The sequence below is a fragment of the Pseudomonas sp. AC083 genome (assembly GCF_979253165.1).
This window is the reverse complement of record NZ_CEEDDH010000003.1, coordinates 303394-315167: the sequence shown is the minus strand read 5'-3', so window position 1 is coordinate 315167 and position 11774 is coordinate 303394. Positions and strand designations below refer to the sequence as shown.

Annotated in this window: 14 protein-coding genes; all 14 read left to right on the top strand. The window is 61.5% G+C overall.

Features of this window, described 5'->3' with window-relative positions:
* The 14 genes from AC0IXA_RS07595 (at nucleotide 1) to AC0IXA_RS07530 (ending at nucleotide 11765) form a co-directional block, all read left to right on the top strand.
* Nucleotides 1–321: a head-tail joining protein gene (locus AC0IXA_RS07595; protein WP_471812442.1), complete on the top strand. Its 321-nt coding sequence runs from the start codon at nucleotides 1–3 to the stop codon at nucleotides 319–321.
* Complete coding sequence (locus tag AC0IXA_RS07590; RefSeq protein ID WP_471812440.1) at nucleotides 318–983, top strand: hypothetical protein; 666 nt, start codon at nucleotides 318–320, stop codon at nucleotides 981–983. Before AC0IXA_RS07595 ends, AC0IXA_RS07590 begins: the two co-directional genes overlap by 4 nt.
* On the top strand, nucleotides 976–1488 hold the full coding sequence (locus AC0IXA_RS07585) for a hypothetical protein (protein WP_471812439.1): 513 nt from the start codon (nucleotides 976–978) through the stop codon (nucleotides 1486–1488). Before AC0IXA_RS07590 ends, AC0IXA_RS07585 begins: the two co-directional genes overlap by 8 nt.
* Entirely contained in the window at nucleotides 1485–2051 is a 567-nt protein-coding gene (locus AC0IXA_RS07580; RefSeq protein ID WP_471812437.1) for a phage baseplate assembly protein V, read from the top strand. Before AC0IXA_RS07585 ends, AC0IXA_RS07580 begins: the two co-directional genes overlap by 4 nt.
* Nucleotides 2052–2103: 52 nt before the next feature.
* On the top strand, nucleotides 2104–2352 hold the full coding sequence (locus AC0IXA_RS07575) for a hypothetical protein (protein ID WP_471812435.1): 249 nt from the start codon (nucleotides 2104–2106) through the stop codon (nucleotides 2350–2352).
* 5 nt (nucleotides 2353–2357) lie between these two features.
* Nucleotides 2358–2684: a GPW/gp25 family protein gene (locus AC0IXA_RS07570; RefSeq protein ID WP_471812433.1), complete on the top strand. Its 327-nt coding sequence runs from the start codon at nucleotides 2358–2360 to the stop codon at nucleotides 2682–2684.
* Nucleotides 2681–3562, top strand: a complete 882-nt coding sequence (locus tag AC0IXA_RS07565; RefSeq protein WP_471812431.1) for a baseplate assembly protein — start codon at nucleotides 2681–2683, stop codon at nucleotides 3560–3562. Before AC0IXA_RS07570 ends, AC0IXA_RS07565 begins: the two co-directional genes overlap by 4 nt.
* A gap of 1 nt (nucleotide 3563) precedes the next feature.
* A complete protein-coding gene (locus AC0IXA_RS07560; RefSeq protein ID WP_471812429.1) occupies nucleotides 3564–4172 on the top strand; it encodes a phage tail protein I in 609 nt (202 codons plus the stop codon).
* Nucleotides 4165–6000 (top strand): phage tail protein, encoded by a 1836-nt coding sequence (locus tag AC0IXA_RS07555; RefSeq protein WP_471812427.1) that lies wholly within the window; start codon nucleotides 4165–4167, stop codon nucleotides 5998–6000. Before AC0IXA_RS07560 ends, AC0IXA_RS07555 begins: the two co-directional genes overlap by 8 nt.
* Complete coding sequence (locus tag AC0IXA_RS07550) at nucleotides 5997–6554, top strand: DUF4376 domain-containing protein (RefSeq protein WP_471812425.1); 558 nt, start codon at nucleotides 5997–5999, stop codon at nucleotides 6552–6554. Before AC0IXA_RS07555 ends, AC0IXA_RS07550 begins: the two co-directional genes overlap by 4 nt.
* 103 nt (nucleotides 6555–6657) lie before the next feature.
* Nucleotides 6658–7824: a phage tail sheath subtilisin-like domain-containing protein gene (locus AC0IXA_RS07545; protein WP_471812423.1), complete on the top strand. Its 1167-nt coding sequence runs from the start codon at nucleotides 6658–6660 to the stop codon at nucleotides 7822–7824.
* 13 nt (nucleotides 7825–7837) lie between these two features.
* A complete protein-coding gene (locus tag AC0IXA_RS07540) occupies nucleotides 7838–8341 on the top strand; it encodes a phage major tail tube protein (protein ID WP_064364595.1) in 504 nt (167 codons plus the stop codon).
* A 13-nt stretch (nucleotides 8342–8354) separates the two neighbouring features.
* Nucleotides 8355–8954 (top strand): phage tail assembly protein, encoded by a 600-nt coding sequence (locus AC0IXA_RS07535; RefSeq protein WP_136494152.1) that lies wholly within the window; start codon nucleotides 8355–8357, stop codon nucleotides 8952–8954.
* A gap of 150 nt (nucleotides 8955–9104) precedes the next feature.
* Nucleotides 9105–11765 carry a phage tail tape measure protein gene (locus AC0IXA_RS07530; protein ID WP_471812420.1) on the top strand — a complete coding sequence of 887 codons (2661 nt, stop codon included), beginning with the start codon at nucleotides 9105–9107 and terminating at the stop codon, nucleotides 11763–11765.
* Nucleotides 11766–11774 lie beyond the last annotated feature (9 nt).

Sequence of the window (11774 nt, the reverse complement as noted above, 5' to 3'; positions counted from 1 at the left end):
GTGGGGTTTCGCGATCTGATCGCCGAGGTCGACGCGGTGGTGTTCGAAACGCTGGGCGATACCGCGCGGATCGAGGGTCGCAAAGAGCCGGTGTTCGGCATGTTCGCCGCGCCCTGGCTGCAACCTAAGTTCGGCAAGCTCAACACCGGGTTGCGGGAGCCGCGTTTGGAGATCCGTGTCAGCGATTCGCAAGGTCTGCAGCAGGGCATGCTGGTCAGCGTTGACCTGCCTGCCCTGGATGGCGGCGGTGACTACGACCTGATCCAGCTTGAACCGAGCGGTGACGGCCTAGTCGCCCTGATTCTGAGGTTGCGGCCATGAGTGTCGGCAGCTATTTCAAACCCTCGGCCGGGGGCGGGATGATCTCCATCCAGTCCTCGGCCGCAGACTTTCAGGCGTTCCAGGACTTTGCCAAGGTGGTACCGAAAGCGGCCGCTGCGGCGCATCGGCGCGCGATCAACAAGACGTTGGGCTGGTTGCGCACGCACATCGCCCGAGCGGTCAGTCGGTCAGAGCGCATCGCTGTTGCGGCGGTGCGTCAGCGGTTGCGCAGCTACCCGGTTTCCGGCGGTGCCGCGAGCGGCAAACTGTGGTTCGGTTTGAACGCCATCGAATCCAGCCGGATCGGCCGGGCGCGGCAGACCGGCACCGGCGTGTCAGTAGCGGGGCGGCGTTACCAAGGGGCTTTCCTCAAGAAGGTCTACGGCAACAAGCCCGACATCTGGATCCGAACGGCCAGCAAGCATTTCAACGCGGACGACTACCCCGACAGCACGGTGTCACCTGGTCGCGGGCCGAGCTCGGGTTGGGTCGCCGAAAACGGCAGTCGTTTCCCGCTGGCCAAGGCCAAGGTGTCGCTGGAACAAGCCCGACCGCACTTCGAAAGCTGGGTAAAAAAAGCGGACGAGCGCCTGCTGGAGATCCTAAAGCAGGAGTTCAACTTTGAGCTGCAAAAATACCTCAAGAGGATCGGCAATGTCTGACGAACCCTTCAGCCTGGACCAGCTTTATCGGGCGGTAGAACAGCATCTGCGCATCCACTTGCCTGGCGTGCAGGACGTCACAGCTTGGCCAGACATTAAGGATCGCGTATTGCTGCCAGCGGTGTTTTTGGAGGTGTCCGAGATCGAACCGGGCACCGATATCGGTACCGGCGAAACCTCGCTGGTCTGCAAGTTCGAGGCTCGGATCATTGTTGACCCGATCAAGCCGCACCATCATCAACAGGCCGTGCAATTGGCGACTCAGTTGGCGGTGCTGCTGCGCGCGCAGACGTGGGGGTTGGCAGTTGAACCCGCCGAGTTTGTGCAATCGCTGCAGGACTGGACCCAGCCGCACTTGGATGGATACACGGTGTGGCTGGTGGAGTGGACTCAGCAGGTTTATCTCGGCGTTGAGGAATGGCCGTGGTTGGACGAACCGCCGGGTACGTTGGTGCTGGACGTTGATCCGGGTGATGGTCCATTTCAGCCCGAGGATCTGCCATGAGTTATGCCAGCGCCCAGCATGACCGCATGATCGCGGGGGCGGTAAAGGCTTGCTACGTGGTCGCGGTGGATCTGTCCGCTTCACCGCCGGTCTGTCGCGTGTCGGATGGCAGTGAATGGGTCAGCGCTTGGGTGCGCTGGCACAGCATTGCCGCCGGCAAGGCCAGGCACTGGCGGGCTCCGTCGTTGGGGGAGCAGGGCAGTTTGATCAGTCCCAGCGGTGACGTGTCGCAAGGCACGTTTGTCCCGGGCCTGTATGGCAATGCTGGACCGCCGCCAGATAACCGCGACCATGTCGAGGTCTGGCGCTTTGATGACGGCGGCTCGCTGATCTACGACTGGCAGGCCAAGAGCTACAGCATCACGCTCCCGAGCGGTACGGTCACCATCAAAGTGGCCAGCACCGAAGCGGTCGTGACCGATGCTGCCGTGAGCGTGAACACCGGCAACATCAATTTGAAAGCGGCGGTGATGATCGACGGTGCGCTACACGTTACCAAGGGCATCACCAGCGCCGGCGCGATCATTGACGCCACTGGCAACAGTAATCACCACACGCATTAATTCATTCACGACAGCCCGCCAAGTGCGGGCTTTTTCATGCCTGGAGAAACACATGGCCAAGATCGATACGACCTCAACCGAGGTGCAAACGTCCTCGGAACCGGCATTGTCATCCCCGACTTACTCATCGCCTGAGTCCTTGAAATTCCGCGACAAGCTCTACACGTCGCGACTGTTGATCGTACCGGGCACAGACCGTTCCTATCCGGTCGACAAGGCGACGGTCGTGGTGCCGCCTTCCGACGTCGAAGCGGTCAAGTTCCTGAAGGCCAGCGAAGAGTACGAGCCGTTCAAGGAGTGATATCGATGATCGGAATGGATCGCCACACCGGCCTACCCATATCCGGCATCGAGCACCTGCGCCAATCCATTGCCGACATCTTGAGCACGCCGCTGGGCAGTCGCCGGCACCGCATGGAGTACGGCAGCAAGCTGCGGCGGTTTGTCGATTTGCCCATTAACGAGGGCTGGAAAAGCGCCGTACAGGCTGAGGTTGCCCGTTCTCTGGGGCGCTGGGAGCCGCGTTTGAAGTTGGATCAGGTGCGCGTCATTTCCGTCATTGGCGGGCAAATCAATTTGCAAATCGTCGGGAAGTACCTGGGCGACAGCGTCACGTTGGAGGTGGCCGCATGAGTACCGTAGATCTGTCGTCGCTGCCGGCGCCGACTGTGCTGGAGCCTCTGGACTTTGAAGAGGTTTACCAGGACGGGCTGAGCGTGTTTCGCGGGTACATGGGCGGCAACTGGTCGGCTGCGCTGGAAAGCGATCCCGTGGTCAAAGTGCTTGAGGTCGGGGCTTACAACAAGGTCGGCAATCGCGCCCGAGTTAACGACGCCGGCAAGGCGCTGTTACTGGCGCACGCCATTCGTGGCGACCTCGATCACTTGGGGGCCAATGTCAATCTGACGCGCCTGGTCATTCAGGTCGAGGATCTGCTGGCGGTGCCACCGGTGCCCAAGGTCATGGAAGACGACGACCCGTTTCGCGAACGCATCCAGTTGGCCTATGAAGGTTTGACCACGGCCGGCCCGCGTAACAGCTACATCCTGCATGCACGCAATGCCTCAGGGTTGGTCGCAGATGCTACGGCCGAGAGCCCGGCGCCTTGTTACGTCACGGTCACGGTGCTGGGTCTGGACGGGGAAGGTGAAGCGCCGCCGGAGCTGCTGGCGACTGTGGCCGCTGCGCTGAATGACGATGACGTACGGCCGGTGGGTGATCGGGTGACTGTGCAAGGCGCAGAGGTTATCCGTTACGGGATTGACGCCATCTTGCACATGGCCAGCGCCGGCCCGGAAGCGGATGCCAGTTTGGCTGAGGCGAAAAGTCGCTTGGCAGCCTGGGTCAACCCACGCAAGCGGCTGGGCGTCGAGGTCGCACGGTCGGCTGTTGACGCCCAGCTGCACGTTGCCGGCGTTGCCCGGGTTGAGTTGGTCGGATGGCAGGACCTGGCCCCGACCAAGGCGCAAGCGGCGTTCTGTACACGCTACAACGTGAGGCTGGCGGGCTGATATGAAAAGTCTACTGCCGCTCAACAGCACGCAACTGGAACGGGCCATGGAGGCCGCGTTTTTCGATAAGACGATTGTCCCTCTGCGCGACCTCTACAACGCTGATACCTGCCCGGTGCATCTACTGCCGCACCTGGCATGGGCGTGGTCGGTGGATCGCTGGGATTACCGGTGGAGCGAAGCGACCAAGCGCGCGGCCATCAAGGCGTCGTACTACATCCATAAGCACAAGGGCACCATCGGCGCGTTGCGCCGCGTGGTCGAGCCGCTGGGCTACCTGATCGAAATTGTCGAGTGGTTCCAGACCATGCCCGAGGGGGTGCCGGGCACCTTCGCGCTCAAGGTCGGGGTGCTGGATACCGGCATTACCGAAGAAATGTATCAGGAGCTTGAACGCCTGATCGACGATGCCAAACCCGTTACCCGGCAACTGACCGGGCTGGCCATCAGCCTGGAAACTCAAGGCAATTTGAACATCGGCGTGTCCCTCTACGAAGGCGACGAAATCGACGTTTACCCGCCCGTCATGCGTGACATCGAGGTCACTGGCAGCTTCGGCGTAGTCGGCCGCGAACACACCATAGACACCTTGGACATTTATTATGATTGATGCGAATTCGCAGTTTTTCGCGATCCTTACGAATGTGGGGATGGCCAAGCAGGCGAACGCCGACGCGCTCGGCATTCCCTGGCTGCTTACCCAAATGGGCGTGGGGGACGCCAACCCGAACGGGCTGGCGGATCCGCCCAACCCGGTGCCGTCTGCCGGGCAAACCAAACTGCTCAACGAGTGGCGCCGTCAGCCGCTGAATCAACTGCTGGTCGACCCTAAAAACCCGGCAGTGATCATCGCCGAGCAGATCATCCCGGCCGACGAGGGCGGTAAGTGGATCCGCGAAATCGGCCTCTACGATGCCGACGGCGATCTGGTAGCGGTTGCCAACTGCGCGCCAAGCTTCAAGCCGCTGCTGTCACAAGGCTCGGGTCGTACACAAATCGTGCGGATGAACTTCATCGTCACCAGCACCGGCAACATTCAGCTCAAGATTGACCCAGCCGTGGTGCTGGCCACGCGGTCCTACGTCGACACGGCGATCCTGGAAGTGCTGCTGAAGAACAAAACGCCGGGCCAGTGGACGCGGGTCAAGACTAACGACCGTGGGATCGTGGTGTCGGGAGACAACCCCGAAACGCTTGCCGGCATGGGCATCACCGACAGCTATACGTCGGCACAGGTCGACGCGCTGATTGCCAAGGCCACGGCAATGCCGGTCGGCGCCATCGTGTCGTTCCCGGTCAACAAGCAGCCGGCCGGGTTTCTGGAGCTGGACGGCAGCGTCAAGAGTGTCGCCGCTTACCCGGATCTGTCGGCCTTCCTCGGGACGGCCTTCAACAAGGGCAACGAGGGCGCCGGCAACTTCCGTCTGCCGGATATGCGCGCCGAATTTCTGCGCGGCTGGGATCATGGCCGGGGAATTGATACGGGGCGAGCCATTGGCAGCGCGCAGCTCGGCACGCTTGTGGTGTTTGACAGCAACTATGGCGGCGGCGCATCGGTTGATATCGCACGCGCTACGGCGGTCGAGGCTCAGGCGGATACCTACAAAGATTCGGATTATCCCGGTGTCGGAATCTCTTACACGACCTCGGGCGTGACCGCCGGTGCGTACCCTTCGGGCGGCGGCGTCACCCGGCCGCGTAACGTGGCGGTGATGTGGTGTATCAAGGCTTGGAGTGCGCCGGTTAATCAGGGCGTGATTGACGTCGGTATTTTGGCCGATGAAGTGCGCAAGGCGACCGGGCGTTTTCTCGGCCTGCGTCGAATTAGGGCGACTCAGATTTACTGGTCGACGCCTGGAACCAACAAAATTCGGGTGAAGGGACAGGGGGCAGGCGCTGCTGGCGGCGGTGCAGCATCCACCGCGACTGGGCAGGTTTCCGCCGGCTGCGGCGGCGGTGCAGGGGCGCCATTCGATACGTGGATTTATAGCGGCTTTGACGGTGTGATGGCCACGATCGGCAAGGGCGGCACCGGTGTGCTGGTGGGTCCGGGTAATAACGGCGGGGCCACTTCGTTCGGGTCGCATGTCACCGCGCCGGGCGGTATCGGTGGCGGGTTGTCGGCGAACGTGGTACCGCCGCTATACCTCGGCCAGACCCCGAACTCACAGCCGGCGGTGGGCGCGACCGTGAATAATGGATCGGGCAAAGGGGGCGGTGGCGTCATTGGGTCAAAAGCGGACTTTGTCGTATCTGGTGAGGGCGGCGCGAGCGAAATGGGGCCGGGTGGTAACTCCATCTCAACCAGCGCGCCGGGTGCTGATGCGGTCAACCCAGGTTCAGGTGGCGGCGGTGCCGTTGCGCTTCCTTCCTACCCTGCGCATTTGCGCGGCGGTCACGGTGCTGATGGTTGGATCGATGTTGAGGAGTGGACATGAGTATTTATGCGCGGGTCTACGGCGAGCAGGTGTTTGAGCTGATCGAAACTGACGGCGATATCACGGCGCTGTATCACCCTTCCATGGTGTGGGTGTGTGTTGACGGCATCGAGCCGATGCCAGCGGCGGGTTGGAAGGCGGTAGAGGTCGACGGCGCTTGGCAGTTCTCGCCGCCGGGCTTGCCGGTAGTAACCCCTGTGTCGCTCGCCGAAGTGATTGCCGCCGAACGCTTCCGCCGAGAGGGCGCGGGCGTGGTGGTCGAGGGGTTGGCCATCGAGACGACACGCGACAGCCAGGCGCTGATTGCCAGTACCGGGTTAGCGGCCATCTATGATCCTGACTATCGCTGCAATTTCAAAACGGTGACGGGGTTTGTCGAAATCGGCGCCGAGCAAATCGCGGTTATCGCCAAGGCTGTGCGGGCGCATGTGCAGGCCTGTTTCGACCGTGAGCTGGCTTTGCTGCGAGCTGTGGAGACAGGTGATTACACCGAGCAAATGCTGACCGAGGGTTGGCCTGACTCCCCATCACCCGAGGTCACTGACCTGCAATAGACGCCTCGCACTGTCGGGGCGTTTTCTTATCCGTTACGCGTAACACCAACACCTTCACAGCCTCGCTTATGCGGGGCTTTTTCGTTTCTGGAGACTGACCCCTATGAGTTTTTTCCACGGCGTCACGACCACGTCGGTCGACACTGGCGCGCGCACGATCTCGTTGCCGTCGTCCTCGATCATCGGTCTGTGCGATACCTTCACACCTGGCGTTCTGGGCGGTGGTACGGCCAAGGCGGGCGAGTTGAAATTGATCACCACCGAGCGCGAAGCCATCGCCGCTTTCGGTCCTGACTCGGCGATCACGAAGGCCTGTCAGGCCATTTACGTCAAGGCCAAAGCGGTGATCGTCGCCATCGGCGTGGCCAAGCTGGAAGACGCCGCGCTGCAGACGTCGGCGATCATCGGTGGCGTTCTGGCCTCGGGTCAGCGCACTGGTTTGCAGGCGCTGCTCGACGGTAAAAGTCTGTTCAATGCGCAACCGCGGCTGTTGATTGCGCCGGGTCACACCGCGACTCAATCGGTGGCCACGGCGCTGGATAGCTTGGCGCAAAAACTGCGTGCAGTCGGCATCATCGACGGCCCTGGCACCACCGACGAGGCCGCCATGGCCTATGCCGATAACTTCGGCAGTCGCAACCTGTTCATGGTCGACCCGGGCGTCAAGTATTGGGACACCATCACCAGCAAGACTGTCGACGCACCCGGATCGGCTTGGGCGGCGGGCCTGTTTGCCTGGACGGATGCTGAATACGGCTTCTGGGCTTCGCCATCGAACAAGGAGTTGACCGGCATCACCGGTACCGGCCGCGCGGTCGAGTACCTGGACGGCGACGAAACCTGTCGGGCCAACCTGCTCAACAACGCCAATATCACCACGATCATTCGCGATGACGGTTACCGCCTGTGGGGCAACCGCACGTTGTCGAGCGATCCGAAGTGGGCGTTTGTTACCCGCGTTCGCACGCTGTTCATCCTCATGGACGCGGTGCAGGCCGGGCACAAATGGGCGGTCGACCGCTCGATCACCAAAACCTACGTGACCGATGTCACCAACGGTCTCAACGCGTTCATGGCCGACCTGAAAGCTCAGGGCGCGATCATCAATTTTGAAGTGTTCCCCGACACCGAACTGAACACGGCCAGCCAGATCGCCCAAGGCAAGGTGTATTGGCGCATCCGTTTCACCGACGTGCCGCCGGCAGAAAACCCGAATTTCCTTTTCGAAGTCACCGATCAGTGGATGACCGAAGTGATTGAAGCAGCCTAAGGGGGCGTAACCAATGATTCCTCAGACTTTGTACAACACAAACCTGTTCGTCGACGGCGTGAACTTCTCCGGCGACGTGCCGAGCCTGACGCTGCCCAAGCTGACCACCAAGACCGACGAATATCGTGGGGGCGGCATGGCCGGTCCCATCGAGATGGATCAGGGACTGGAAAAAATGGAAGCCTCATTTGTCACCAAGGGCGTGCGCCGCGAGTCGCTGAAGTACTTCGGCCTGGCTGACGGCACGGCGTTCAACGCCACGTTCCGTGGTGCCTTCAAGGGCCAGAAGGGCGCGGTAACGGCAGTCGTTGCCACCCTGCGCGGTCGGCTCAAAGAGGTCGATCTGGGTGATTGGAAAGCCGGTGATGCGGCCGAGATCAAACACGCCGTTGCGGTCACGTATTACAAGCTCGAAATCGACGGGCGCCTGATGTACGAGATCGACATGGTCGCCGGCATCCAGGTGATCGACGGCAAAGACCAACTGCTCGAAGTGCGCAACGCGCTCGGCTTGTAAGGAATAGATCCAGATGACTCAAGCAATCGCTCAAAACCTGCCCGCCTGGCTGTCGCTCAGCGCGCACGGCGCGGTCGTGACGCTGACCCGCCCGACCAAAGCCAACAGCATCGACGTCGAGACGCTGAACCTGCGCAATCCGACCGTGCGTGAAGTGCGCGCGGCTGATCGTGCTGCCAACGGCGATGATGAACAGCGCGAACTGATGCTGTTCGCCGGTCTCGCCGAAGTCGGACTGAAGGATCTGGAAGGCCTCAAGCTGACGGATTATCGCCGTGTGCAAACGGCGTATTCGCACCTGGTACCGAAAACCGATTATTCGGACTCGATGCCGGCATGGCTGTCGCTGACCACCGATCAGGTGCTGGTAACGCTGTCGTGCCCGAGCGAAATCAACGGCGTGACCGTCGACAAGCTGGCCTTGCGTTCACCGACCGTGGGCGACGTGCGAGCGGCCAATCGTGAGGTGGGTGGCGATGATGAGCAGCGCGAGCTGGTGTTGTTTGCTGCGTTGTCCGGTGCGCCTGTCGCGGATCTGGAGGGGCTGAAGCTGGTGGATTTTAACCGCTTGCAGGCCGGCTATTTTCGCATGGACAACGACGACGGGCTTTAACCCTAGCGTGATCAAGGCGGCGGCGAAACGTCTGGCGGCGGAAACCGGATTTTCCGCCGCCGAGATCCAGTCGATGCCGTTCGCGGATATGGTCTGGTGGCTCACGGATTGAGCCGCCATCGGTAGTGCTGGGCACATGGGGGCCATGACATGGCAAACAAACTCGCCCTCGGGCTAGTGATCGGCGGCGCCGTCAGTTCCACGGTCGGCGCTGCGTTCAAGGACGTGACCGGGCGCATCAAGCGCCTCGAGGCAGAAGGCAACAAAGCGCGGGTTCTGCAGCGCACGATTGGCGACACCATCCGCCTGCGCGAAGAATGGAAAAAGGCTCACGATACCGGCGCTGCCGGTGCGTCCAAATTACTCAACCGTCTGAACTCGAACCTCGACAGCCTGAAAAAGCAGGGGGTCGAGGTCGGTCGACTGGAAAAAGCCTATCGCTCGATGGGGCAGACGGCCAACAAGGCCGAGCTGAAAGCCAAAGGTCATCAGCAGATTGATTCTGGTGTAAAGGGCATGAAGGGCGCTGTCGGTGCGGCGGTGATCGGTGTCGGCGCCATGGCGGTACCGACCAAGGTCAGCGCGGATTTTGGCGCGATTGTGCGGGATATCGCGATCAAGGCCGGCATTGCCAACAAGCCGCAAGAGCAGGAGATGTCGCGCAAGATCATCGACACCTCACGCGACACCGGCATGGCGCGCAACGATGTGGCCGACGTGGTCAATCAGTTGGTCGGTGCCGGTATGGAACTGAGCAAGGCGCTGGAGTATGCGCCTGTCGCGGCCAAGTTTGTCGTGGGGCAGGGATCCAGCGGCGTCGACACGGCGAAAATGATCAACGCCCTGGGACAGAACGCCAAGATCACCGACCCCAAGCAGATGCAGCAGGCGCTGGAAGCGATCGCTTACCAAGGGCAGGCGGGCAGCTTTGAAGCGGCCGATATGGCCAAGTGGTTCCCGGAGCTGTTGGCCAACATGGCCAGCAACGGCATCACCGGCTTGGATGCGGTGACGCAATTGGGCGCCATGTTGCAGGTCCAGATGAAGCAGGCCGGCAGTTCGGACGAAGCGGCCAACAACCTGAAAAACTGGATGGGCAAAATCGGTTCCACCGATACGGTCAAGGCTTACGAAAAAGCTGGGATCGATTACAAGGGATCGATGCAGACCGGTTTGCAGAACGGTATGTCGACGCTTGAGACCAGCATGGCGCTGGCTCAGAAATACATTCAGGCGACCGATCCGGCGCGTGCGGCGAAAATGGCCGAGGCCACGGCAAAAATCAGCGAGCAAGCCGATCCTGAAAAGGCCAAGGCCATGATGGCCTCGCTGGAAGAATCCCTGCGCACCGGCGACCTGTTCGCCGACATGCAGGTCAAGGCCGCACTGTCGGCCTACATGCAGAACAAGGCGCTGTACAGCCAGCTCAAAAACGATTCGCGTGACGCGACCGGAATCCTCGACAAGAACCTCGCCGAGCGGCGTGAGTCGTCATCGCAGAAATGGGCGGAAATGGCCCAGTCGATGGACGACGCCATGCGCAGCATCGGCGATGCGCTGCGCCCGGTGACGGACACCGTGGCCGAGTCGTTGACCAAGGTCACTAAAGGTATTACGTCACTGACGGATAGCGCGCCCGGGGTAGTAGCCGGTATGGCCACGGTCGGGGCGGGGCTGATCGCCTTAAAAGGTATCTTCAGCACGATCAAGATCAGCAAGGGGCTGCTAAACCTTGCGCGTGGGTCGCACGGTGGTCGGGGTGGGAGCGAAACCCGCAATAAAAATCCCGGTGAGCTTGATCTGGTAGCGACTGGCCTGGATGTTGTTTCGCGGGTCAAGGATGCGGCTACAGTCGGTGGCCTTGGTGCTGCAAATGATGCAGGTAACGACGGCGTCCAAAAGGTTTTCGTCATCAATGCCGGCGCTATGGGTGGCGGGGTGGATGCGCCGGGCGAATCGCGTCGACGCGGACGTGGATCAAGGCGCAGCGTTCGGCGCCGGTCGTTGCCGAGTTCGAGAGGTCCTCGCCCGTCTGTGTCTCGTCCACCTGTTCCGGTTTCACGTCCATCTGTTCCGCCTCCGCGTCCCCCTGTTTCGATCCCATCGCCATCGGTCCCTTCCGTTCCAAGTGGGGCATTGTCCAAGCTCGGCGTCGTCGCAGGAGCCGTCGGTAAGGTGGGCAAGGTGGCCAAGGTTATTCCTGGCGGCACGCTGCTGGAGTCCGGCGCGATGGCTTTTGAAACCTTTCAAAACGCCAAGACCAAGGACGAAAAAGCCGAAGGTTACGGTTCGGCCGCTGGCAACTTGGCCGGCACCATGGCCGGTGCAGCAGCAGGCGCCGCCATCGGTTCGGTTGTGCCGATCATCGGCACCGCTATCGGCGGGATGATCGGTGCCTATCTGGGCAGTCAGGGCGGTGCGGTCCTGGGCGGGTCGTTGGGTAAGTCGTTGTTCGGCGGTGAGGATGAAAAGCCCGAACAAGCGGCAAAGGCGCCGGTGCCGACCACGCCGCTCATGATGGCGTCAGCGGCCCAGCAAGGCCCGGTGCTGGGGGATGTTGCGCGCTCGATGGCAGTGACGGCGCCGCTCAAGTCGGCGGCGCTGGCCATTCAGCCCAAGGAGGCGGCGAAGGCGGAGCCGGCCAAGGTGGATCAAAAGTTTGAGTATTCGCTGAGTATGCCGGTGACCGTACAGGGCGATGTCAAAGACCCGCAAACCTTGGCGCAGGATCTGATGCCGCACATGCAGCGAATGATGGCGGACGCGGCGAGGAGTAATGCCGCCAAGCTGTACGACGAACCCCATGTTTAAGGAGGTTTC

Bases quoted from the DNA above. Each gene is read 5' to 3' on its own strand.
- AC0IXA_RS07590 (WP_471812440.1), top strand. From the start codon at position 318: ATGAGTGTCGGCAGCTATTTCAAACCCTCGGCCGGGGGCGGGATGATC.
- AC0IXA_RS07585 (WP_471812439.1), top strand. From the start codon at position 976: ATGTCTGACGAACCCTTCAGCCTGGACCAGCTTTATCGGGCGGTAGAA.
- AC0IXA_RS07580 (WP_471812437.1), top strand. From the start codon at position 1,485: ATGAGTTATGCCAGCGCCCAGCATGACCGCATGATCGCGGGGGCGGTA.
- AC0IXA_RS07575 (WP_471812435.1), top strand. From the start codon at position 2,104: ATGGCCAAGATCGATACGACCTCAACCGAGGTGCAAACGTCCTCGGAA.
- AC0IXA_RS07570 (WP_471812433.1), top strand. From the start codon at position 2,358: ATGATCGGAATGGATCGCCACACCGGCCTACCCATATCCGGCATCGAG.
- AC0IXA_RS07565 (WP_471812431.1), top strand. From the start codon at position 2,681: ATGAGTACCGTAGATCTGTCGTCGCTGCCGGCGCCGACTGTGCTGGAG.
- AC0IXA_RS07560 (WP_471812429.1), top strand. From the start codon at position 3,564: ATGAAAAGTCTACTGCCGCTCAACAGCACGCAACTGGAACGGGCCATG.
- AC0IXA_RS07555 (WP_471812427.1), top strand. From the start codon at position 4,165: ATGATTGATGCGAATTCGCAGTTTTTCGCGATCCTTACGAATGTGGGG.
- AC0IXA_RS07550 (WP_471812425.1), top strand. From the start codon at position 5,997: ATGAGTATTTATGCGCGGGTCTACGGCGAGCAGGTGTTTGAGCTGATC.
- AC0IXA_RS07545 (WP_471812423.1), top strand. From the start codon at position 6,658: ATGAGTTTTTTCCACGGCGTCACGACCACGTCGGTCGACACTGGCGCG.
- AC0IXA_RS07540 (WP_064364595.1), top strand. From the start codon at position 7,838: ATGATTCCTCAGACTTTGTACAACACAAACCTGTTCGTCGACGGCGTG.
- AC0IXA_RS07535 (WP_136494152.1), top strand. From the start codon at position 8,355: ATGACTCAAGCAATCGCTCAAAACCTGCCCGCCTGGCTGTCGCTCAGC.
- AC0IXA_RS07530 (WP_471812420.1), top strand. From the start codon at position 9,105: ATGGCAAACAAACTCGCCCTCGGGCTAGTGATCGGCGGCGCCGTCAGT.